Raw genomic sequence first — 21305 nt, forward strand, 5'->3', positions numbered from 1 at the left:
GAGAGGCTGGTAACAGCCTCTCTGGCTGTTGGGAACCTATCAGGAGAAAAGTATTCATGGCTACGGGATCAAAACAGCGCATCCGCATTCGCCTGAAGGCGTTTGACCACCGCATTCTCGACCAGTCTGCGATGCAGATTGTGGATGCTGCCCAGCGCACTGGCGCACGCGTTTCGGGGCCAGTGCCACTGCCTACGAAAATCGACAAGTACACGGTTATGCGCTCACCCTTCATTGATAAGGATGCACGCGACCAGTTCGAGATTCGCACGCATAAGCGTTTGATTGACATCGTCGATCATACTAACAAGACTGTCGAGGCCCTGACTCATTTGAATCTGCCCGCAGGTGTAGACATTGAGATCAAGCTCTAGCTTATGAGCATTCTGGCAAGCGAAGCACTCATCTTACTACCTTTCGGAAACCTGAGCGCGAAGCGCTAGCCACGAGAGTGGCGCCGCGCCCCGAATGGGGGTTGGTTTCTGTGTAAGATCTTAAAGGCTTGCCGGAGGCTGTGTGAGCAGCGAGGTCATCTGAAGAAGCGCGAGAAAGCCATCGTTGCAGGGATGGGAACCATTTTGTGTGTCTTTTTGTGAGGCATGGAGGGTGGAAAAAGAGCGTTAATGCTCGATCTCTTAACATGAGAGACGCTGGTGGACTGAGTATTCAGATGCCTACAGTATGAAGAGGTAAAAGAATATGCTAGATGCATTGTTGGGCAGGAAGGTCGGCATGACCCAGGTGTTTGGCCAAAACGGCACCGTCATTCCGGTCACTGTAATTGAAGTCGGCCCCTGCATCGTAACACAGGTCAAAACGGTGTCCCGTGATGGGTATGAGGCAGTGCAGATTGGTTTTGAAGAGACCACCCTTAAGCACTCAACCCGTCCTGAACTGGGGCATCTTGGTCATAGCCTGCCATTGCTGAAGGGACAGCGCAAGGCATTGCAGACGCATGACCAGCAGGCAAAGAGCGAAGAGAACAAAGAAGAAGAGAAGCAGAGCAAGCAAGTACGCAAGTTGCTCAAGATCAGAGAGAACCGCCAGCGCCGCCCAGGACCAGAACTTGGCCCTTTCAAAGTGTTGCGCGAAGTAGGATTGCAGGAAGGTGTGGACCTGGGGAGCATTGAGCTGGGACATAGCTTTAATGCTAGCCTGTTCACCGATGGCGAGATCGTTGACATCGTGGGCATTACCAAAGGTAAGGGCTTCCAGGGTGGTGTCAAGCGTCATGGCTTCCGCGGTGGTCCTCGCACGCATGGTCAGTCAGACCGCTTGAGAGCCCCGGGTTCCATCGGTTCTGGTACGACTCCAGGCCGTGTCTTGAAGGGCACACGCATGGCTGGTCGCATGGGAAATGCGCGCGTAACAGTAAAGAAACTGCAAATAGTTCAATCTGATCCTGAGCGCAATCTGCTGGTGGTAAAGGGTTCGGTACCTGGCGCCAATGGCGGCTTGCTCACGATTAAGAAGCATGTGATGAGGTAACCGAAATGCCCTCGACTACAGTGTATAACATGGCCGGAGAGGCCGTAGAACAGCTCGAGCTGAGCGAGCAGGTGTTCGGGGTCACTCCCAACATGGCGGTTTTGCACCAGGTCGTTACTGCGCAACTGGTCAATCGCCGTCAAGGCAATGCTTCAACCAAGACTCGCGCCGAAGTCTCGGGCGGCAATAAAAAGCCTTACAGACAGAAGGGTACGGGTCGTGCTCGTCAGGGTAGCACCCGCGCACCTCAGTTCCGTGGCGGCGGTACCGTCTTTGGTCCGAAGCCTCATCCATATCACCACGATGTGCCCAAGAAGATGCGCCGCCTGGCAATCCGCTCGGTGCTCTCGGACAAAGTGGCGAACCAGAGCTTGATCATTGTGAACAAGCTTGAAATGGAGACCCCCCGCACAAAGGACATGCTTGAGCTGCTGAATAAGCTTCCATCAAGCGAGGGGAAAAAGGTCCTAATGATGTTGCCGAAGCGCGATGAGAACGTCGTATTATCTACGCGTAACATTCCTTCGGCGAAAGTCCAACATGTCTCCTCGATCAACGTTGTTGAACTGCTGAAGCATGATTATATCGTCATGACACCCAAGACTGTGCGCTGGATTGAGCTGGTCTTTGGTGAGGGGTTGAGCGCTGAAGAAGCCACCCTTAAGATTGCCGACGAAGCTACAGCAGCGGAGACCAGTAGCGAAGCGTAGGCGAGGAGGAACAGACTGTGGAAATCACAGAGATACTACGCCGAGGTATCATCACCGAGAAAACGGTGAAGCTGCAAGAGCAGAATCAGTATACCTTTGAAGTGGCGAAAACTGCAACCAAAGTTGACATACGCCGCGCAGTCGAGACGCTTTTCAAAGTCAACGTGACGCATGTCAATACGATGCGTATGCCTGGTAAGCCGCGCTCGATCCGTCGGCGTGGAGCGGCCCCGCGTCCAGTCGAGGCTCGCGAATGGAAAAAGGCGATTGTCACCCTCAAAGAAGGACAGACAATCGACGCAATGAAGGCGTAAGGGATATAAGAGATGCCAATCAGACAGTATCGACCAACGTCTCCTGGGCGTCGTGGCATGTCCGTCTCGACATTCGAGGAGATTACAAAGACAAAGCCTGAGAAGTCGCTGACTGTTTCGCTGAAGAAGCATTCTGGTCGCAACAATCAGGGTAAAATTACGACCCGCCATCGTGGCGGCGGTGCAAAGCGTGCGTATCGTATCATCGATTTCAAGCGCAACAAGTTTGGTGTCCCAGCCCGGGTCGCGGCGATCGAATATGATCCAAACCGCTCTGCCAATATTGCTCTGTTGCATTATCTAGATGGTGAGAAGCGCTACATCATTGCTCCTCTGGGCCTTAAGGTTGGGGATCGTGTAGAGGCTGGCCCTGACGCGGACATCCGCGTTGGTAACGCCCTGCCCCTCAAGAACATCCCGACTGGTACCACGGTTCACAACGTGGAGATGGAGCGTGGCCGTGGTGGTCAGCTTGCACGCGGGGCTGGTGTCGGCATCCAGTTGATGGCGAAAGAGGGCGATTACGCCTTGTTGCGCCTCCCCTCTGGAGAGCTGCGCAATGTGCATATTCTGTGCATGGCGACCATTGGCCAGGTTGGTAATCTTGATCATGAGAACATTAGCATCGGTAAGGCCGGTCGTTCGCGTCATCTGGGGCGCCGCCCGACCGTCCGCGGTTCGGTAATGAACCCACGAGACCATCCTCATGGTGGTGGTGAGGGCCGTGCACCCATTGGTGGTAAGCCACAGACGCCCTGGGGCAAGCCTGCAATGGGCTTCAAGACTCGTCGGAACAAGAGAACCAATCGCTTCATTGTTCGCCGTCGCAATGCGGGCAGGAGGAAGTAAGGAATGTCGCGCTCAAGAAAAAAGGGACCATATATACACGAGTCTCTCAGGAAAAAGGTGCTTGTCATGCGCAAAAGCGGCGACCGCCGCTTGATCAAGACCTGGTCACGCGCTTCGATGATCTTCCCCGAGATGGTTGGTATGACCATCGGTGTGCATAACGGGAAGACCCATGTGCCGATTTATATTACTGAGAACATGGTTGGTCATAAACTTGGTGAATTCGCCCCGACAAGGCATTATCGTGGTCATGCGGGCGGAAAAAATGAGAAGACCACTTCGGTGAGGTAGAGATGCAAGTCAGAGCTATTGCAAAAGACATCGGAATTTCGCCGCGCAAAATGCGTCTGGTGACGAATGCGGTGAAGGGGCTTCGCGTAAATGAGGCTCTGGCTATTCTCCAGTATTTGCCCAACGCTGGTGCGACACCTGTACGCAAGGTTGTCGCCTCGGCTGCGGCGAACGCGGAGAATAACTACAGTCTCAATCCCGATGATCTATACATTTTGAACATTGTCGCGGACGATTCATTCCGCATTAAGCGTGTAAAGCCACGCTCTCATGGCCGCGCGGCTCGCATTTTGCGCCGCTTCTGCCATGTGACAGTGGTTGTTTCTGACGATCCTGCTGACGCGGGCCGTTAATTAAGGAGGACACAGTTGGGACACAAGGTACACCCAATAGGGTTCCGGCTTGGCGTCATCAAAGGCTGGGAATCATGGCAGTCACGCTGGTACGCTGAGAACAACTACAAAGATATCCTGGCGGAGGATTTCCAGATCCGCCGTATGATCAACAAAGAGCTTTCCAGCGCCCATGGGGCCAAGGTTGACGCGGGCGTCTCAAAAATTGAGATTGAGCGCGCAGCCCCCAAACAGGTGCTGGTAAAGATCAACACCGCCAAACCCGGTATTGTTATCGGTAAGAGTGGTGAAAAGGTAGAGAGACTGAAGGCTCACCTTGAGTCCAAAACGCAGAAGCGTGTGCGCGTTGAGATCGTCGAGATCCGCCAGCCTGAGCTGGACGCGTACCTGGTTGGTCGCAGCATCTGCGATCAGCTTGAGAAGCGCGTCTCTTTCCGTCGTGCGATGAAGCAGGCGGTTCAGAAGTCGATGCGTGCTGGCGCGAAGGGCATCAAGGTAATCGCTGGTGGTCGCTTGGGTGGCGCGGAAATTGCTCGCACCGAGAAAGAGGTTGAGGGCAAGGTTCCTCTGCATACCCTGCGTGCCGACATCGATTATGGCCTGGCCGAGGCACACACCACCTTTGGTGTGATTGGCGTAAAAGTGTGGATCTATCGCGGGGACATTCTGCCAAGCCGCCGTCGCGAAAGCGCGGAGGCCGTGGATCTGTTTGCACCTACCGCCCCGCGTGAGTCTGGCGAACGCCGTCCTGATCGCCGCAGAGGCGAGGGCGGCCCACGCGGTCAGCGTCCTCAGGGAGACCGACCACGTGGTGGTGAGCGCCCCCAGCGCGGACCTCGTCCGCAGGGAGAGCGTGGACCTCGCCCGCAGGGAGATCGACCGCCACGCGGGCCTCGTCCGCAGGGCGAGCGCGCCCCACGCCCACAGGGCGAGCGCGCTCCACGTCCACAGAGCGAGCGTCAGCAGCCAGCGGCCGAGCAACAGCAGCCGCAGCAGCCACCGGCTGGGCCTACCGAGTCCACTCAGGGCGAATAAGAGGAGAGCGAAGCCATGTTATTGGCACCATCAAGAACAAAGTACCGTCGCCAACATCGTGGGCGTATGAGGGGCGAAGCCACTCGCGGCGCAACGCTTGCCTTCGGCGATTTTGGCCTCCAGGCTCTGGAGCCATGTTGGATGGAGGCGCGTCAGATCGAGTCCGCTCGTATCGCGATGACGCGTTATATGAAGCGTGGTGGTAAAGTCTGGATCCGCGTCTTCCCCGACAAACCTATTACCGCCAAGCCTGCCGAAACCCGTATGGGTAGCGGTAAAGGTGCGGTCGATCACTGGGTTGCCGTGGTGAAGCCTGGACGCATCATCTTCGAGATCGGTGGCGTCAGCGAAGAGATCGCGAAGGAAGCCATCCGCCTTGCTATCCACAAGCTGCCTGTCAAGTGCCGCTTTATTACTAAAGGGGAGGCGGAGAGTGTCGAAGCTTAACGAACGTCGCAAGCAAATTAGCGAGATGGGCGAGGGCGAGGCGCGCAAAGAGATTCAGGAACTTCGTATGAAGCTCTTTAACCTCCGCTTGCAGCAGCAGCGCGGTGAAGTCAAAGACAACCGCGTCTTCGCGAACACTAAGAAAGATATTGCACGCTTGTTGCATCGCCTGACGATGTTGGAGAGTGAATAATCATGACAGAGCGAGTAGCCACTACTAGCTCGACCGCGGCGCCTTCAGTGCGCCGCGTCCAGAAGGTCGGGCGAGTAATTAGCAATAAAATGGACAAGACCATTGTTGTATCGGTCGAGTCCTTGAAGAAGCATCGTATCTACAAGCGAACATACAAGCAGACGAAACACTTCCATGTCCATGATGAGAACAACCAGTGTCAGATTGACGACGTTGTGCGCATCGAGGAGACTCGCCCCATGAGCAAGCTTAAGCGCTGGCGCCTGGTCGAGATCGTAAAGAGCGGAAGTGGTATCGTCCCGGTTGCAGAAGTTCTGGCTGAGGTTGATCCCAACCTGACGCAGAGCGAATCATCCGCGGAAGCTGAAAAGTCTGCCGAATAGAGTTAAGAGAGGGACGAACAGATGATTCAGCCGCAGACACGCTTGAAAGTCGCCGATAACACCGGCGCTAAAGAGATCATGTGTATCCGCGTGATGAGCGGTTCGGCCAAGCGCTACGCTGAGGTTGGCGATATTATCAAAGCCTCAGTGAAAGTCGCGACTCCGAACGGACAGGTAAAAAAGGGCGAAGTAGTGAATGCTGTGGTCGTGCGTGTGACGAAGGAATATGTCCGCCGTGATGGCTCGCATATCCGTTTCGATGAAAACGCCGCAGTTATCCTGGCTCCCGGTAACAATCCCAGGGGCACCCGCATCTTTGGCCCTGTAGCTCGCGAACTGCGTGAGAAGAACTTTATGAGACTAGTCTCACTCGCGCCAGAAGTGCTATAACGAGGGGAAAGATGTCAGTAAAAAAGAAAGAGAAGAAACCCCTGCACCTTGCGAAGATGAACATCAAAAAGGGTGACACCGTCTTGATCATCACGGGCAAGGATAAAGATAAAGAAGGAACGGTTTCGCGAGCGTTGCCCCAGGACAGCAAGGTAATTGTTGAGGGCTTGAACGTCGTGAAGAAGCACGTTAAACCGCAGGGACAGACCCGCCAGGGTGGCATCATCGAGAAGGCAATGCCATTGCATGTCTCGAACGTTATGTTGAAGTGCACAGAGTGCGGCGAGCCTACACGCGTTGGTCATGACCGTCGCGTCATGGGCGACAAAGAACGCTCGGTTCGCGTCTGCAAAAAGTGTGGCAAAGTCATTCAGGACCGGACGAGGAGTAGTTAAGCATTATGTTGGCATCACGCTTGAAAGAAAAATATCGTCAAGAGGTTGTGCCGGCCCTGCATAAGGAGTTTAACTACGCTAATCCGATGCAGGTTCCTGGCATTCACAAGGTTGTTGTTAATATTGGCATGGGCGAAGTCATCCAGAACGCCAAGGCTATGGATGCCGCCGTTGCCGACCTGGCGACCGTTACTGGTCAGCGCCCGGTCGTGACACGTGCCAAGCGCTCGGTGGCCGCGTTTAAACTACGCGAAGGGATGCCGATTGGCTGTATGGTGACACTGCGCGGCACGCGCATGTTCCACTTCCTCGACAAGCTGATCAACGTCGCGCTGCCACGTATCCGTGACTTCCAGGGCATCTCGGCTGATGCCTTCGATGGCCGCGGCAACTATACTCTGGGACTGCGCGAACAGCTGGTCTTCCCAGAGATCGACTACGATAAAGTAGACAAGCTGCGCGGCATGGAAGTGAGTATCGTCACTACGGCTCGCACAGATGAAGAGGGGCGCAGATTGCTCGCACTAATGGGCATGCCCTTTAAGAAGTAACGCTGGAGGGCGCGATGGCAAAAATATCAATGATCATTAAGTCGCAGCGCAAGCCCAAGTTTGAGGTGCGGCATCACAATCGCTGTCAGGTTTGCGGGCGACCCCGTGCATATATGAGAAAGTTTGGCCTGTGCCGCATTTGCTTCCGCGAACGGGCGTTGCGCGGTGAGCTACCCGGCGTCACAAAATCGAGCTGGTAGATTGTAGTCGCGAATTGTTCCAGTTGGCTTTGATGACTACAGAGCAGCGTCGCTGTATCTGAGCGTCAAGCTGCCTGGGAAACTTAGTGGAGGATGTTCCATGAACATGACTGATCCCATTGCGGATATGCTGACGCGCATCCGTAATGCGGCTACAGCACGACATACTCGCGTACTCATTCCAGCGTCGAAAATGAAGCTGGCGATTGCGCGCGTGCTGAAAGAAGAAGGTTACATTAAAGATATCGAGATCCTGAAGGATAATCCACAGGGAACGCTGCGCCTGACGCTGCGCTATGTGGAGAAGAAGCCTGTCCTGACGCAGCTCAAACGCGTGAGCAAGCCTGGTCTGCGCGTCTATAGCAAACAGACCGACATTCCCCGCGTGCGTGGTGGCCTCGGTATCTCGATTGTATCGACATCCAGGGGCCTGATGACTGGCGCTAGCGCCTATAAACAGGGCGTGGGTGGCGAAGTCATCTGCTACGTTTGGTAAAGGGAGGTTAGAATGTCGCGTATTGGACGTGCTCCTATCACTGTCCCGCAAGCGGTGCAGGTGAACTGGACCGAAGACAATCTCGTGACGGTTAAAGGCCCCAAGGGCACGCTGTCTGAGCAGGTCGACCCTCAGCTTCAACTGAAGCTGGAGGACGGCACGCTGACGGTGACCCGCCCTTCGGATAGCAAAGAGCATCGCTCAAAGCATGGCCTGTATCGCACGTTGATTAACAATATGGTTGTGGGTGTGACCACTGGTTATACCAAGATGCTTGAGATCCATGGTGTGGGTTATCGCGCCGTCCAGCAGGGGAAGAACCTGATCATCCTGGTCGGTTACTCGCACCCGGTGGAGGTTCAGGCCCCTCAGGGTATCGAGTTGAAGCTTGAAGCGCCTGATCCCGCTAGCAAGGCGACCCGTATCAGCGTTACTGGCATCGACAAGCACGCGGTTGGTCAGTTGGCGGCCAACATTCGCCACATCCGCAAGCCCGAGCCTTATAAAGGCAAAGGCATCCGCTATGCTGGCGAGGCCGTGCGCCGCAAGGCTGGTAAGGCCGGTAAAGTCGGCGGTAAGAAGAAGTAAATAACGGCAAACACATTCTGTTGTAGGCGTCCGGGAGGAGTCTTCGAGAGTCCTCCCGGTACCTGTTGCATACGGCCTGTTACGGCAGGGCCAGCATACCTGGTCCTGGTGATTGGCATAGTGTTTACGACTGCTTTATACTATCTTTCGACGGTCTCTTATCACGTCATGAAAAAGCAATCGTGAATGCCGCTTCGCAGCGGCTAGCTTTCGCTCACACGATTGTATGGCAAGACAGAAAGACGCGACGCGAGGGCTGAACCCGGGAGACGTAGTGCCGACCACGTATTCCAAGTCCCTCAATCGCGCATTTTGCAGAAAGGGGATGAGCAGAGGAAGTTTTCCTGTGTCCTCCCGGTAATGGGAGAGCAGAGAACATGGATCTTCTGTTCACAGACAATGATTAAACAATTTCATGCAAATCAAGCAAGGCTGCGGCGGCACCAGCGAATTCGACGCCACCTTGAAGGCTCAGAACTGCGCCCACGTTTGAACGTATTCCGCAGTGGGCAGCATATCTACGCGCAGATTATTGACGATACCACGGGTAAGACCCTGGTTTCGGCTTCTACTCTGGACGAGAGCTTGCGGGACTTTAAGCCGGCCACTACTGAGCAGCACAAGCAGGCTGTCCAGACCGAGAGCGCGCCCGCCGCAGTAGAAGAGGTTGTGGAAGAAGCTGCCCCCGCCAAAGGGAAGAAAGCCGCTAAAGGTGGCCGTGCCGCCGCTGTGGCCGAAGCTCCGAAAAAAGAGAAGAAGAGCCAGACCGAGAAGCTGGCGGGCATCTTGAGCAATCGCAAGGTCTCCCTGGCGCACGAGGTTGGGAAGCTGGTGGCTCAGCGAGCGCAGGAAAAAGGTGTTAAGCAGGTTGTCTTCGATCGCGGTGGCTATGCCTATCACGGCAGAGTCGCGGCGCTTGCTGAAGGCGCTCGTGAAGCGGGACTGGATTTCTAGGGCCACGAGAGAGCCAATGAGCCTTTCAAAGAGGCATGAGGAGTATTATGGCAAGAATTGATGCTTCAAAACTGAACCTTGAAGAGACTGTGGTTGAGGTCAGCCGCGTCTCCAAGGTGGTGAAGGGTGGCCGACGCTTCAGCATTCGTGCCCTGGTAGTTGTCGGTGATCGCAATGGTTTTGTTGGGTATGGTTTCGGTAAGGCAGCTGAGTACACTGAGGCGATTCGTAAGGCTGTGGAAGACGCGAAGAAGCACCTGGTTGAGGTGCCTCTCTCTGGCACAACCATTCCTTACCTGGTGAAGACGAACTTTGGCGCGTCTGAGGTGCTGCTCAAACCGGCGGCCCCCGGTACGGGTGTTATCGCCGGCGGTGCTGTCCGCGCTGTCATGGAGGCCGCGGGTGTTCGCGATATCCTGACCAAGACGCTGGGAAGCACCAACAAGGCAAACACCGTTCAGGCATGCGTCAAGGCGCTACGCGAACTGCGTTCCCCCGATGCCGAGGCGGCACGCCGTGGGAAGACCGTGGTTGAGCTGCTTGGCAAGAAGCGCGCCGAGCAGATGGCAGCCGCGACGGCAGCCGCGGCTGAGCAGGCTGCGGCTGCTCGTGCGGCACGTGAGGAAGAGGCGCGTGAGAGTCGCGCCGCAGCAGCAGGTCGTCGTGGCGGCGGTGATCGTCGTGGCGGTGGTGATCGCCGCGGTGGTGGCGGTGAGCGTCGCGGTGGCGGCGGTGAACGCCGTCGATAGGAGTAAGCAATGGCAACAACGGGAATAACAGGATCAAAAAAATTACGCGTAAAATGGGTAAAGAGTTCAATCGGTTACGCGCAGGATCAGAAAGATACCATCCGCGCTCTGGGGCTGCGCAAGCTGCACCAGATCGTTGAGCATAACGACCAGCCTGCGGTGCGTGGCATGATTCGCAAAGTCAATCATCTAGTGCAGGTTGAGGAGATTGCAGAGTGAGTCTAATTAACCTTTCCAATTTGCAGCCTGCTCCAGGTTCGCATAAGACTGAGAAGCGCCTCGGTCGCGGTCACGGCTCCGGTCGTGGTAAGACCGCTGGCCGTGGTACTAAGGGTCAGAAAGCTCGCACTGGCGGGCGCGTCCATCGCGCATTTAACGGCGGTCAGACTCGCCTTTCAAAGCGCTTACCTTTCCTTCGTGGTCTGGGGAATCAGAATCCCCTTTTCCGCGACGACTATACTATAATTAATGTTATTGATCTCGCTCACTTCAATGCCGACACTCAGGTTACTCCTGAGGCCATGGTTGAGAAGGGGCTGCTCATCCCCGCGCAGGCTCGCGGCCTGATCAAGGTGCTGGGCGATGGCGAGATCGACCGCGCGCTGACCGTCCGCGCGCACAAATTCTCGGCGAGCGCGAAAGAGAAGATCGAGGCGGCCGGTGGTCGTATCGAGATTATCGAGCGCAAAGTGTACGAGAAGACGAAGCGTCGTAAAGATGAGAAGTCTGCAACAGAGCAGGGCGCGGGGGAGTAATCCCCCACGACCCTGCCCCGTGGCAGCGGTTACTTGAGAGTCTGTCCTTCATTCCTCTCCATCTATGCAAGATTCCCGATATATTGAGGCTCTAGAGATAGAGTCGAGATAGAGTCTTGGAGCCTTGTATAGCAATGTGGGAGGATTGAAAGCCGGAAGGAGGCTCCCATGTGGGAAAAGCTGCGTAGCATCTGGACTGTTCCCGATTTGCGCAATAAAATACTCTTTACGTTGGCAATGCTGATCGTGGTCCGCATCCTGGCCCACATCACCATTCCTCTTACAGGCGATGAACATAAAGCCCTGGTTAGTCTCTTTAACAGTGGCAAAAACGTCGGCCAGCTCTTGGGTCTACTCGATGTGTTCTCTGGTGGTTCGTTGCAGACGTTCTCCATTGTGGCTCTGAGCGTCTACCCATATATCACCGCTACCATCGTCATGCAGTTGTTGCAACCCATCATTCCGGCCTTGCAGAACCTGGCCATGCAGGGTGAGGCGGGTCGCCTGCGCACCAGCCAGATTACTCGCATGATCGCTGTTCCTCTTGCCTTCTTGCAGGCGTTCGGCCAGTGCGCGCTGTACCAGAATCAGCACGTATTGAACAACTTCAGCCTGGTCGATCCAAAATACGCCCTCGAATCGTTCGCAATCCTCATCACCCTGACCGCCGGTGTTATGATCCTGGTCTGGATTGGTGAGCTGATCACTGAGAACGGCATCGGTAATGGTATTTCGCTGGTCATCTTTGGTAATATTGTGAGCCGCCTGTGGTCAACAGTCCAGCAGGGCTATGTCTCCGCGACCTCTGGTGGTGGTAATGGTAGTGGTATCGTCAGCATCGGCGTGTTCCTGCTGATCGGCCTGATTACCATTGTTGGCATTGTCTACATTTATCTGGGACAGCGTCGCGTACCCGTGCAGTATCCAACCAAGCGTATGGTCGGGCGTAATATGCTGGTTGGTTCCGCGCAGACAACCTACATTCCGATGCAGGTCAATAGCGCGGGTATGATCCCGCTGATCTTCGCGCAGTCAATGATGCTCTTCCCGTCGGTCATCTCGCAGTACTTGACCTCGAGCACCACACCCTGGTTGCGCGATAGTGCTGTATGGGTTTCGACCTACCTGGTCAACCCGAAGTTATGGTGGTACTGGGCGATCTACTTTGTGCTGGTCGTCGCGTTCACCTACTTCTATGCCTACGTTATGTGGCAGCAGCAAAATATACCGGAGAACCTGCAAAAGCAGGGCGCATTCATCCCGGGCTACCGGCCCGGTCAGCCTACGAGCGACTACCTGTTCGCGATTCTCAATCGCATTACATTGGCAGGTGCGTTGTTCCTGGGCATTATAGCTGTTCTACCCTTCTTTGCAAGCGTTGGTGGCAATCAGCTGCTTGGAAGTGCTTCGCTACTGATTGTAGTCGGCGTCGTTCTGGATACCGTGAGACAGCTTGAAGCCCAGATGGTAATGCGTAACTATTCGGGCTTCCTGTCTTAAAATTCTTATTCCGAAATCAATGGCACTCTCGTGCCTAGCACTTCGCGCTCAGGATTTCGGATAGGAAGTAATAAGGGAGTTGTGCCGCCCCGCAGTGGCTGTTTTCACTGCACTTCCATAAAGGCACTGAGGGACATGGCAGCGGTAGAGCGGTCTGTGCTGGAGAATGTCTATCATGTGTGTATGGGAGTGCAGCGGCGCACTCCCTGTCATTTTTCCGCTGGAGGAAAAACGTGAACATTATCCTGATCGGTGCTCAAGGGTCTGGCAAAGGAACACAGGCCGAGAAGCTATCGCAGTCGCTCGATATTCGTCACGTGGCTAGTGGCGATTTGTTTCGCAGCGCCATAAGCCAGCAGACGGAGTTGGGGCTGAAGGCGAAAAAGTACATGGATGATGGTCACCTGGTCCCCGATGACCTGACCATCGCCATGGTGCTGGATCGCCTGCAAGCCCCGGACTGTGCGAATGGCGTGATTCTGGATGGCTTCCCTCGCACTATTGCCCAGTCCCAGGCACTAGATAAAGGATTGGCAAATGTAGGCAAGCGGGTTGACTGCGCGCTCTACCTGGAGGTGCCGCGAGCCGAGTTGCTCAAGCGCCTCTCGGGCAGATATATCTGCAAAGCCCACCAGCATGTCTATAACATTGAAACCAACCCCCCGCAGGTTGCGGGGATCTGTGATATCGATGGTAGCGAGCTGTACCAGCGCTCCGATGACCGTGGGGAGGCGATACAGAAGCGCCTGGATATCTTCTTTAATGATACGATTCACCTGATCGATTACTACGATGGTCAGCAGAAGTTGATTCGGGTGAATGGGAATCAAAGCATTGATCGTGTACAGCAGGAGCTGGTCAACGTGATTAGCGAACGCGCCGGTCAGCGCTAAACTGGGATCAGATTAGGTAGGTACTCGCCGCCGCCAGGTGGTGCTCTCGGTTTGGAGCCAGCCAGGTGGAAACTGGGTAAACGAGTACGCAGGCAGAAGAGCTGAAAGCCGCTCAACAGAGGAAGCTTCTCCCTGAGGGGTGAGGCCTTCACTGCGAAGGCGGCTCTTTACTGGAAGAAGGACTGGGGCAGAAAGTGTACTGCCTGATAACCCACAAAGGGCTATCCTGGTTACTCCGCGCATCGTTGTACGTCGGTACACGAAGAGTGGAGTACAAGAGAGTTGTGGGGGACACGGGCGACTACGAATGTTCTAATGGCGAAGTCGAGAGGTCTATTCTGGCATCAGAGAATTGCCCTCTCGACTTCCTGGAGAATGTATGCTATAATTCGTAGTTGGCTGCAGCAGTACATACTGCTGCCCTTTTGTACTTGTAAGAGTAACAAAGCTTTAGCTGAGCAAATACACTCAAATGGGATAAGAGTCACAAGCGGTACTGAGGTGTGCTGCCTCAAGGGGAGCCGTTTTGTGTACCTGTAGAGAGGCTTGAGCAAAATGTATCTGTCGTTGTCCGTCAGATAGTTCTTATGCGGAAACCAACGTCACTCATGTGACGAGCGCGAAGCGCTCAGGTTTCCTAATAGGTAGTAATCGCGGATAGCCGTCCTCTCTCTCAGATGCATTTTATAGAGAAGAGCTGCCGCGTGCTGGCTGCCACGCGTAGACGATCCTTGTGATGAGCCGAGAGCAGGAGAGAAAAACGTCCCGATGATCAGGGAAAGGATGCTATGCCAAAAGATGAAATAGCTGTCGAGGGTACTGTACTAGAGGCCCTCCCCAATGCCATGTTCAAGGTGAGAATAGACGAGCAACATGAAGTCCTGGCAGTCCTCTCAGGGCGTATCAGAATGAACTTCGTGCGTATCGTTCCAGGTGATAAGGTACGAGTAGTGCTATCCCCATATGACCTGAAGCGAGGCCGTATCACATGGCGAGTTAAGGGTTGATGGTGGAGTAGGCATCCTTCTTTGTTCCCGTTGCTACCTGTGACCCAGACAGGTGTATGAGAAAGCGACAGGCACCGTCTAGGAAGACGAGGCATGCTTACAAGCGTGCTGTTGTACTTTTGTGTGCCTGGAAGGTTAGTAGAGACTCAACTATCTTGAGGAGAGCAAGTCATGAAAGTGAGTGCCTCGGTAAAGCCACGTTGTGACGGATGTAAGATTATCCGCCGTCACCGTGTGGTAATGGTGATCTGTAGTAAAGATCCAAAGCATAAACAGAAGCAAGGCTAAAATGGCGTTGCGAGTTTCCATTCCGTTCCCGTCCAGAGAGTTCCTTGTTGTGGCGGGTGAGTGGAAGGGGGAACTCGAAGCTGGAGGGAAAGATGGCTAGAATTGCTGGCGTTGACATTCCACGCGAGAAGCGCGTGGAGATCTCGCTGTGCTATATCTATGGTATCGGGCTTACTACAAGCCAGAAGATCCTGGAGAAGACAAGAATCAATCCGGACACCCGCGTTAAGGACCTGACTGAAGAAGAGGTAAACCGGTTGCGCGAGGTCATCGACCGTGAACACAAGGTTGAGGGTGACCTGCGCCGCGAAGTTCAGACGAATATCAAGCGTTTGATTGATATCGGCTGCTATCGTGGCCTGCGCCATCGTCGTAACCTTCCTGTACATGGTCAGCGTACTCGTACGAATGCGCGCACGCGCCGTGGACCAAAGAGAACCGTTGCCGGTAAGAAGAAGGCCGGTAAGAAGTAACGCCGGGAGAGATAGAAAGCATGGCAGACAAGAAGAAAGCTACTACTGGCAAAGTCAGGCGGCGTGAAAGAAAATCCATACCGCGTGGACAAGCTCATATTCAGGCTACGTTTAACAACACGATTGTGACGCTCACTGATCCCAATGGGAATGTCATCTCCTGGGGTAGCGCGGGAGCGCAGGGCTTTAAAGGCTCGCGCAAGAGCACGCCATATGCTGCGCAGGTGACTGCCGAGACGGCGGCGCGCCGCGCCATGGATCATGGGCTTAAGCAGATCGATGTGTTTGTGAAGGGACCCGGCTCCGGTCGTGAGGCGGCCATCCGCTCATTGCAGGCCTCAGGTCTGAATGTCACATCGATTACAGACGTAACACCTATTCCGCACAATGGCTGCCGCCCGCCCAAACGGCGTCGTGTATAGCCTGGGTTTTGAGGAGGATATATAGATGGCGCGTTATACCGGCCCGGTCTGCAAATTATGCAGACGTGAGGGGGTAAAACTATTCTTAAAGGGCGACAAGTGTATCCAGAAGTGCACACTTGAGCGCCATGGTCGCAATACTCGCCCTGGACAGCATGGCACGAGCCGTGCGCGTAAGGAGTCGGGTTATGCGAAGCAGTTGCGCGAGAAGCAGCGCGTGCGTCGTACGTATGGAGTGTTGGAGCGCCAGTTCAGCAAACACTTCGTCGCCGCGGCCCGCCGCCCTGGTAAGACCAGCGAGAACCTGTTGCAGATCCTTGAGATGAGGCTCGACAACCTGGTCTACCGCCTGGGCTTTGCTGATTCGCGCGCGCAGGCTCGCCAGCTGGTCAATCATGGTCACTTCGTTGTCAATGGCCGCAAAACGGACATTCCGTCCTTCATCGCCAAGCCAAACGACGTGATCGCGGTGCGTGATTCCAACAAGAGCCTTGAGTACTTCAAGAGCCGCGCGCTGCTGTTGTCTCAGAAGGGTATTCCAACCTGGCTGCGCCTGGATGTGGATGCGATGTCTGGTCGTGTTCTGACGTTACCTTCACGAACAGATCTCGAGCTGCCCTTCGATGAGCAGATGGTCGTCGAGTACTATCAGCGATAACACGTTGAGTTGCGGTGGGTCGATCCCTGGGCGTAGCTCCTTATATGGAGCCGCTTGGGGGCATAGCACTCTTGGACTACCGTCATTCGTGGCGTCTCCCTCTTCCAGTGCGTGCTCCTAAGGCTGCGGTAATGCAGCAAACCTGGGAGAGAGAGCACGCTTGCGGATGGATAGTGGTAGAAAAAGAAAGGCAGGTTTGAACCTTGCTAGATATTACTCTGCCTCGTATAAAGAACACCAAGACACAAGGGAATTATGCGAGTTACGACATTGAGCCGTTAGAGGCGGGGTACGGCCAGACCCTGGGCAACGCGCTTCGGCGTGTATTGCTGTCATCGCTGCCTGGTGCAGCCGTGACCTCTATTCGAATCGAGGGCGTGCAGCATGAGTTTCAGGATGTCCCCGGTGTGTTGGAGGACGTGACCGATATCGTCTTGAATATCAAGAAGTTGCGCCTGCGCAGTTTCTCCGAGCATCCCGTTACGATGCGCCTGGAGGTCAATGGCGAGCGCGAGGTCACGGCGGCGGATATCGTCGCGCCGAGCACGGTGGAGATCGTGAACCCGGAGTTGCATATCGCATCTCTGGATAACGATAATGCTCATCTAGACATGGAACTGGTGGTGGAGACTGGTCGCAGCTACGTGCCTGCTGACTCGAAGGAGGATCAACCCATTGGTGTGATCCCCGTCGATGCCATCTACACACCAGTACAAAAGGTCAATTACACGGTTGAGCACACTCGTGTTGGCCAGATGACAAACTACGATAAGATCGTTCTTGAGGTCACGACCGACGGAACTATTACACCGGATGAGGCCTTGCGCCAGAGCGCTGATGTCCTGGTAAGGCACTTTACGTTGCTTGCCAACTATCGCGCCTCTCTGCCCGAGCCAGAAAAGGCTCCGCTGAGCAGCCTGCCCATCCCACAAAAGATCTACGACACGCCGATTGAGGAACTTGATCTCTCGGTACGTGCCTATAACTGCCTGAAGCGTAGCAATATTACGAAGGTAGGTCAGGTGCTCTCGATGAATGAGGAAGATCTTCTTGGCGTACGCAACTTTGGTGAGAAGAGCCTGCAAGAGCTGCGTGAGCGCTTGCTAGCGCGTAACTTCTTGCCTAATCCGCGCACAAGCGCGGTCGGAGCCGACGTAGACGGCGACCACGAAATGGAGGAATGAGTTGAGGCACCGAATTGCCGGAAACCGGATGAACATGCCTGAGCCGCGCCGTCGTTCTGCGCGCCGTAACCTGATGGCAGGCCTGATCCGGTATGACCGTATTAATACAACTACCTCGCGTGTAGAAGCTATTCGCGGCGAAGCAGAGAAGCTGATTAGCACGGCTGTCAAGGGCCGCCTGGCTGCTCGTGAGCACCTAGCTAAGGTGGTCAGCGATACCGAGAAGGCCGAGCAGATCCTGGCGTTTGCCCGCCGAGGTCGCTTCTCACTGAAGGCGACTATCGGGAGCAACGAAGAGCGTGCCAAGCAGCAGAAGGCTCCTCTGACCGATAAGGGCCGCAAGTTCCTGGAGGATAAGCACAAGGCTCGCCGTGAAGAGTTGCTGAAGATCATCTCGAATGAGTCTGAGGCGGAGAAGGCTCTGGCGGCTGCCTACGAGGCAATGGTGATCGAGCTTCACGCTCGCCGCCAGATCCTGAGCGCGCTCCCTGATGAGCTGGTCGTGAAGAAGATGTTCGACGAGCTTGCTCCTCGCTATGTCGGACGCCCGGGTGGCTACACGCGCATTACCAAGCTGGGACGGCGTAAGGGTGATGCAGCGGAGATTGCGCAGATTGCCCTGGTATAACCCGGAGAGCCTACACACAGCGTAAGGGCGACAGCGCTACGACAGAACGTTCTTAGCTTTTTCATGAGGTTATTCATGATGGGTCGCCGGCGCAGGCTCGATTAGCAAGGGCGTACCGGGTGCGGAAGAAAGTCGCTTTCACTCTATTCAAGAAGCGTACGGAATGTACGAAAAGCTGTACTTTTGAAAATGTATGATTATTGCGTGCGGTATTGAGTATGATGGCACTAACTACCATGGTTTTCAGCGGCAACGCGCGAGCCATGGTCCGACGGTGCAAGGAACACTGGAAACTGCGGTAACGCAGATCAGTGGTGTACAAACCACGGTAATGGGAGCGGGGCGGACCGATGCTGGCGTTCATGCCAGCGGTCAGGTTATCCACTTCCGTACGGAGTCGCGTCTGACCGTTGAGGTCTGGCGGCGAGCACTGAATGCCGTTCTACCCAGTACTGTCGTGGTCCGCTGGGCGAAAGAGATGCCGGAAGGCTTTCATGCTCGCTTTAGCGCGCAGAGCCGTTCATATCGCTATACGATCTGGAATGAGCGCTTTCCCACGGCCCTACGCGCGCGCTATGCCTATCACTGTTCACGCGAGTTAGACGTGACCCTGATGGATGATGCGTGTCGCTATTTACTGGGTCGGAAGGATTTTGGAGCGTTTGGACATAGTCCCGACGACTCCAATCCACTCAAGCCAGGACCACATCACTGTATTCGTACAATGTTAGAGGCCCGTTGTTTGCGTGATCATCAGCAAGCAGAACTCATCTATTGTGACTTTACTGCTGATGCCTTTCTCACGGGGCAGGTACGCAGGATGGTTGGCACACTCCTGTTGGTAGGACAGCAACGCCTAAGTGTTGCGGAGTTTGCCGAGATTGTGCAGCGGGCGGAGAAAACGCACCCTGGTTCAGCGGCCCCATCGCTTGGGCTGTGTCTGGTACGGGTTGAGTATCCTGAAAAATTTGGAGTTAATGGACAATGAATAAGACATATAGCGCCAAGGCCGCTGATCTGCAACCCACATGGTATGTTATCGATGCCGAGGGACAGGTATTGGGTCGTCTGGCATCGCAGATCGCGCAGATCTTGCGCGGTAAGCATAAACCTACCTTCACACCGAATCTTAACACTGGCGACTGTGTTATCGTCATCAATGCCGATAAGATCGCGGTTACGGGCAAGCGCCTGGACCAGAAGATCTATTATCGCCACTCACAGTATCCTGGTGGTTTGAAGCAGCAGACGCTGCGCCAGGTAGTCGAGGGCAAACATCCCGAGCGCGCTCTTGAGCACGCGATCCGTGGCATGGTTATGCACAACCGCCTCGGTGCGAAGGTGATGAAGAACCTGAAGATTTATGCTGGCTCAACACATCCACATGAGGCCCAGAAACCCGTGGCCTGGGCGGGGGCGGAAGCTCTGTTGAAGCAGCCCGCCGCTGAGAAGTAAAGAAGAGGAGATCCTACCTTGGCTGAAACACCTAAAGGTGAGTACTATTACGGCATGGGTCGGCGCAAGACGGCGGTTGCTCGCGTGCGCCTCTATCCCAACGGTGATGGTAGCATTACAATCAACGGCAAACCTGCTTTTGAGTACTTTGGCAAGCGTGAGACACATGTCTCGACGATCATCTCGCCCGTCCGCGAGCTGAATATCGGCAACTACACCATTACTGTGCGTGTAGTCGGCGGTGGCACAGCTGGTCAGGCTGGCGCGATCCGCCATGCCCTGGCTCGCGCCCTGGTTCGCCAGGATGGCGAGAATAAGCCCGCTATGCGTAAAGCTGGTTTCTTGACCCGCGACCCACGCATGAAAGAGCGCAAAAAGCCAGGCCTCAAGCGCGCCCGCAAGGCCCCACAGTACACAAAGCGTTAGTTTCCCCCGCGAAACAAGCGTCTTTGGTGGTCCTGTTGGAACCCAAGATTTCAACCCCTGCCGGAACTCTTCTGGCAGGGGTCTCTTTTCTATACTTGAATTGTTACCCCTTCGCGTCTTCTTTAAAGAGAGCCAACTAGATGGAGTAACTGTTTTCGCTCACTTTCCTCATCGGCAATAGGGACGAGTTGCAACATCAGCTCATCCAGGCTACTTGCCAGAAGCTCTCTCAGACGATGGCGTATGGTTTCCTCAGTGCCGCTGATCACTAATGTTCGCACTAAGGCATCGATCTCTTCTTCATTGCCGTTTGCAGCTCTGGGAAAGCCAGCAGATGCCCACATCTGAGTGAAAGAGCTGAAGCGCGCGGCAAATTGCACCCCCTGGCGCATCTTTGAGCGAACTTTCGCTTCATCGGTACTCAGTGCAACTCGCACATGCGCAATGATGGGAGGAACAGGACGACCTTGCTCCTCAGCCCCAGCACGCAGTTCTGGAAGTGCCGACTCTAGAAGATAAGGAATCGGGCAGGCCCAGGAGATCGCCCCATCAGCAATCTCCCCTGCCAGCCTGAACGCTTTGAGGCCAACTGCTGAAGTCAAGAGAGGAACCGAAGCGCTCCGCGACATGTTTTGCTTAGAAGTGTTCAGAAGTATATGCTCCACATTGAAGAACTTCCCGTGGTGGGAAACCGCTCCACCCTTGAAAACGCCGCGCAGTATCTCCAGGTACTCTTGGAGATAGGCCAGGGGCGTTGTTTGCGCGAGACCGTATGAGTTCTCAATCAGCATTTTGTTGCCGGGACCAATACCTAATCTCAGGCGCCTAGGAGCAAGATCCTCTATGGCGAAAACCTGTCGTGCCAACGTCAACGGGTGACGTGTATAGACGGGAACAATGGCGCTTCCAAGCCTTATACGCTCAGTTTGTGTAGCAACCGCCGCAAAGAACGTTACAAGGTCGGCATCTCCAGCATTCTGTGCCCAGATTTGTTGGACCCCTGCCTGCTCCGCTTCGCAGACTCTGGCGATGGCGTCCAGAATATCAGTCGCTTCAGAAAAAATTCCAACACGATCACGGATGGAGCGCGGAGTAGCAGCTATTGAAGGATATTTTTCTTGTTGCATCATAAATTCTTTCTTCCTTTGGCTCGTTTGTTCTGTTCAGGTGATCGAAACAATCAGGCTCCCCATCCGTCGGAGTAGTTTTAGAGTAGTATCCTTCCAAAGA

At 54.8% G+C, this 21305-nt stretch carries 32 protein-coding genes and 3 pseudogenes; 33 read left to right on the forward strand and 2 right to left on the reverse strand.

Annotation, left to right across the window (positions count from 1 at the left end):
• The first annotated feature begins 56 nt into the window (after nucleotides 1-56).
• The 23 genes and pseudogenes from rpsJ to JMJ04_RS10625 all read left to right on the forward strand — a co-directional run bounded on the left by rpsJ (nucleotide 57) and on the right by JMJ04_RS10625 (nucleotide 13534).
• Entirely contained in the window at nucleotides 57-374 is a 318-nt protein-coding gene (gene rpsJ, locus JMJ04_RS10510; RefSeq protein ID WP_201370456.1) for a 30S ribosomal protein S10, read from the forward strand.
• 325 nt (nucleotides 375-699) lie between these two features.
• On the forward strand, nucleotides 700-1488 hold the full coding sequence (rplC, locus tag JMJ04_RS47985; RefSeq protein ID WP_201370457.1) for a 50S ribosomal protein L3: 789 nt from the start codon (nucleotides 700-702) through the stop codon (nucleotides 1486-1488).
• A gap of 5 nt (nucleotides 1489-1493) precedes the next feature.
• Complete coding sequence (gene rplD, locus JMJ04_RS10520; RefSeq protein WP_201370458.1) at nucleotides 1494-2198, forward strand: 50S ribosomal protein L4; 705 nt, start codon at nucleotides 1494-1496, stop codon at nucleotides 2196-2198.
• A 17-nt stretch (nucleotides 2199-2215) separates the two neighbouring features.
• Nucleotides 2216-2512: a 50S ribosomal protein L23 gene (gene rplW, locus JMJ04_RS10525; RefSeq protein ID WP_007908592.1), complete on the forward strand. Its 297-nt coding sequence runs from the start codon at nucleotides 2216-2218 to the stop codon at nucleotides 2510-2512.
• Nucleotides 2513-2524: 12 nt separating this feature from the next.
• Nucleotides 2525-3361, forward strand: coding sequence for a 50S ribosomal protein L2 (gene rplB / locus JMJ04_RS10530; RefSeq protein WP_201370459.1), 837 nt, complete (start codon nucleotides 2525-2527; stop codon nucleotides 3359-3361).
• 3 nt (nucleotides 3362-3364) lie between these two features.
• Nucleotides 3365-3652, forward strand: coding sequence for a 30S ribosomal protein S19 (gene rpsS, locus JMJ04_RS10535; RefSeq protein WP_007908588.1), 288 nt, complete (start codon nucleotides 3365-3367; stop codon nucleotides 3650-3652).
• A gap of 2 nt (nucleotides 3653-3654) precedes the next feature.
• Nucleotides 3655-4005 carry a 50S ribosomal protein L22 gene (rplV, locus tag JMJ04_RS10540; RefSeq protein ID WP_201370460.1) on the forward strand — a complete coding sequence of 117 codons (351 nt, stop codon included), beginning with the start codon at nucleotides 3655-3657 and terminating at the stop codon, nucleotides 4003-4005.
• Between the two features lie 15 nt (nucleotides 4006-4020).
• Nucleotides 4021-4761 (forward strand): annotated as a pseudogene (gene rpsC / locus JMJ04_RS10545) (30S ribosomal protein S3); the annotation flags it as partial.
• A 294-nt stretch (nucleotides 4762-5055) separates the two neighbouring features.
• A complete protein-coding gene (rplP, locus tag JMJ04_RS10550; protein WP_007908579.1) occupies nucleotides 5056-5487 on the forward strand; it encodes a 50S ribosomal protein L16 in 432 nt (143 codons plus the stop codon).
• Nucleotides 5474-5680: a 50S ribosomal protein L29 gene (gene rpmC, locus JMJ04_RS10555; protein ID WP_201370462.1), complete on the forward strand. Its 207-nt coding sequence runs from the start codon at nucleotides 5474-5476 to the stop codon at nucleotides 5678-5680. Before rplP ends, rpmC begins: the two co-directional genes overlap by 14 nt.
• Nucleotides 5681-5682: 2 nt before the next feature.
• The gene (gene rpsQ / locus JMJ04_RS10560) at nucleotides 5683-6063 is read left to right on the forward strand and encodes a 30S ribosomal protein S17 (RefSeq protein ID WP_007908576.1); all 381 of its coding nucleotides are present in this window, start codon (nucleotides 5683-5685) and stop codon (nucleotides 6061-6063) included.
• Nucleotides 6064-6084: 21 nt separating this feature from the next.
• The gene (gene rplN, locus JMJ04_RS10565) at nucleotides 6085-6453 is read left to right on the forward strand and encodes a 50S ribosomal protein L14 (RefSeq protein ID WP_007908574.1); all 369 of its coding nucleotides are present in this window, start codon (nucleotides 6085-6087) and stop codon (nucleotides 6451-6453) included.
• Between the two features lie 11 nt (nucleotides 6454-6464).
• Nucleotides 6465-6848, forward strand: a complete 384-nt coding sequence (gene rplX, locus JMJ04_RS10570) for a 50S ribosomal protein L24 (RefSeq protein WP_374229145.1) — start codon at nucleotides 6465-6467, stop codon at nucleotides 6846-6848.
• A 5-nt stretch (nucleotides 6849-6853) separates the two neighbouring features.
• Nucleotides 6854-7399, forward strand: coding sequence for a 50S ribosomal protein L5 (gene rplE / locus JMJ04_RS10575; RefSeq protein WP_201370463.1), 546 nt, complete (start codon nucleotides 6854-6856; stop codon nucleotides 7397-7399).
• Between the two features lie 14 nt (nucleotides 7400-7413).
• The gene (locus tag JMJ04_RS10580; RefSeq protein ID WP_007908564.1) at nucleotides 7414-7599 is read left to right on the forward strand and encodes a type Z 30S ribosomal protein S14; all 186 of its coding nucleotides are present in this window, start codon (nucleotides 7414-7416) and stop codon (nucleotides 7597-7599) included.
• A gap of 100 nt (nucleotides 7600-7699) precedes the next feature.
• Entirely contained in the window at nucleotides 7700-8095 is a 396-nt protein-coding gene (rpsH, locus tag JMJ04_RS10585; protein WP_007908563.1) for a 30S ribosomal protein S8, read from the forward strand.
• A 12-nt stretch (nucleotides 8096-8107) separates the two neighbouring features.
• On the forward strand, nucleotides 8108-8683 hold the full coding sequence (gene rplF, locus JMJ04_RS10590; protein ID WP_201370464.1) for a 50S ribosomal protein L6: 576 nt from the start codon (nucleotides 8108-8110) through the stop codon (nucleotides 8681-8683).
• 399 nt (nucleotides 8684-9082) lie between these two features.
• Nucleotides 9083-9637 (forward strand): 50S ribosomal protein L18, encoded by a 555-nt coding sequence (locus JMJ04_RS48400; RefSeq protein WP_307811666.1) that lies wholly within the window; start codon nucleotides 9083-9085, stop codon nucleotides 9635-9637.
• Between the two features lie 47 nt (nucleotides 9638-9684).
• A pseudogene (gene rpsE / locus JMJ04_RS10605) lies at nucleotides 9685-10182 on the forward strand (30S ribosomal protein S5); the annotation flags it as partial.
• 213 nt (nucleotides 10183-10395) lie between these two features.
• On the forward strand, nucleotides 10396-10605 hold the full coding sequence (gene rpmD / locus JMJ04_RS10610) for a 50S ribosomal protein L30 (RefSeq protein ID WP_201370466.1): 210 nt from the start codon (nucleotides 10396-10398) through the stop codon (nucleotides 10603-10605).
• Between the two features lie 5 nt (nucleotides 10606-10610).
• A pseudogene (gene rplO / locus JMJ04_RS10615) lies at nucleotides 10611-11066 on the forward strand (50S ribosomal protein L15); the annotation flags it as partial.
• A 243-nt stretch (nucleotides 11067-11309) separates the two neighbouring features.
• Nucleotides 11310-12641: a preprotein translocase subunit SecY gene (gene secY, locus JMJ04_RS10620; RefSeq protein ID WP_201370468.1), complete on the forward strand. Its 1332-nt coding sequence runs from the start codon at nucleotides 11310-11312 to the stop codon at nucleotides 12639-12641.
• A gap of 233 nt (nucleotides 12642-12874) precedes the next feature.
• Nucleotides 12875-13534 (forward strand): adenylate kinase, encoded by a 660-nt coding sequence (locus tag JMJ04_RS10625; RefSeq protein ID WP_201370469.1) that lies wholly within the window; start codon nucleotides 12875-12877, stop codon nucleotides 13532-13534.
• On the opposite strand, the gene JMJ04_RS10630 is transcribed toward JMJ04_RS10625, so the two are convergent.
• Complete coding sequence (locus JMJ04_RS10630; RefSeq protein ID WP_201370470.1) at nucleotides 13531-13686, reverse strand: hypothetical protein; 156 nt, start codon at nucleotides 13684-13686, stop codon at nucleotides 13531-13533. The genes JMJ04_RS10625 and JMJ04_RS10630 overlap by 4 nt on opposite strands.
• A gap of 636 nt (nucleotides 13687-14322) precedes the next feature.
• Here JMJ04_RS10630 and infA point away from each other — a divergent pair.
• The 10 genes from infA to rpsI all read left to right on the forward strand — a co-directional run bounded on the left by infA (nucleotide 14323) and on the right by rpsI (nucleotide 20075).
• Nucleotides 14323-14541 (forward strand): translation initiation factor IF-1, encoded by a 219-nt coding sequence (gene infA / locus JMJ04_RS10635; RefSeq protein WP_007908553.1) that lies wholly within the window; start codon nucleotides 14323-14325, stop codon nucleotides 14539-14541.
• Between the two features lie 171 nt (nucleotides 14542-14712).
• Nucleotides 14713-14829 carry a 50S ribosomal protein L36 gene (gene rpmJ, locus JMJ04_RS10640; RefSeq protein ID WP_007908552.1) on the forward strand — a complete coding sequence of 39 codons (117 nt, stop codon included), beginning with the start codon at nucleotides 14713-14715 and terminating at the stop codon, nucleotides 14827-14829.
• A 92-nt stretch (nucleotides 14830-14921) separates the two neighbouring features.
• Entirely contained in the window at nucleotides 14922-15302 is a 381-nt protein-coding gene (gene rpsM / locus JMJ04_RS10645; protein WP_201370471.1) for a 30S ribosomal protein S13, read from the forward strand.
• A gap of 20 nt (nucleotides 15303-15322) precedes the next feature.
• Nucleotides 15323-15724 carry a 30S ribosomal protein S11 gene (gene rpsK / locus JMJ04_RS10650; protein WP_007908550.1) on the forward strand — a complete coding sequence of 134 codons (402 nt, stop codon included), beginning with the start codon at nucleotides 15323-15325 and terminating at the stop codon, nucleotides 15722-15724.
• Between the two features lie 25 nt (nucleotides 15725-15749).
• A complete protein-coding gene (rpsD, locus tag JMJ04_RS10655) occupies nucleotides 15750-16382 on the forward strand; it encodes a 30S ribosomal protein S4 (protein ID WP_201370472.1) in 633 nt (210 codons plus the stop codon).
• 203 nt (nucleotides 16383-16585) lie between these two features.
• A complete protein-coding gene (locus JMJ04_RS10660; RefSeq protein ID WP_007908548.1) occupies nucleotides 16586-17566 on the forward strand; it encodes a DNA-directed RNA polymerase subunit alpha in 981 nt (326 codons plus the stop codon).
• Nucleotide 17567: 1 nt separating this feature from the next.
• Complete coding sequence (locus JMJ04_RS10665; RefSeq protein ID WP_201370473.1) at nucleotides 17568-18194, forward strand: bL17 family ribosomal protein; 627 nt, start codon at nucleotides 17568-17570, stop codon at nucleotides 18192-18194.
• 193 nt (nucleotides 18195-18387) lie between these two features.
• The gene (truA, locus tag JMJ04_RS10670; RefSeq protein ID WP_201370474.1) at nucleotides 18388-19182 is read left to right on the forward strand and encodes a tRNA pseudouridine(38-40) synthase TruA; all 795 of its coding nucleotides are present in this window, start codon (nucleotides 18388-18390) and stop codon (nucleotides 19180-19182) included.
• Nucleotides 19179-19649 (forward strand): 50S ribosomal protein L13, encoded by a 471-nt coding sequence (rplM, locus tag JMJ04_RS10675; RefSeq protein WP_201370475.1) that lies wholly within the window; start codon nucleotides 19179-19181, stop codon nucleotides 19647-19649. Before truA ends, rplM begins: the two co-directional genes overlap by 4 nt.
• A 54-nt stretch (nucleotides 19650-19703) precedes the next feature.
• Entirely contained in the window at nucleotides 19704-20075 is a 372-nt protein-coding gene (gene rpsI, locus JMJ04_RS10680) for a 30S ribosomal protein S9 (RefSeq protein WP_201372356.1), read from the forward strand.
• Between the two features lie 122 nt (nucleotides 20076-20197).
• Here the strand turns inward: rpsI and JMJ04_RS10685 are convergent, their stop codons facing one another.
• Nucleotides 20198-21205, reverse strand: coding sequence for an LLM class flavin-dependent oxidoreductase (locus JMJ04_RS10685; RefSeq protein WP_201370476.1), 1008 nt, complete (start codon nucleotides 21203-21205; stop codon nucleotides 20198-20200).
• Between the last annotated feature and the right edge of the window lie 100 nt (nucleotides 21206-21305).

It is taken from the genome of Ktedonobacter robiniae (assembly GCF_016587375.1).
Taxonomy (GTDB): Bacteria; Chloroflexota; Ktedonobacteria; order Ktedonobacterales; family Ktedonobacteraceae; genus Ktedonobacter; species Ktedonobacter robiniae.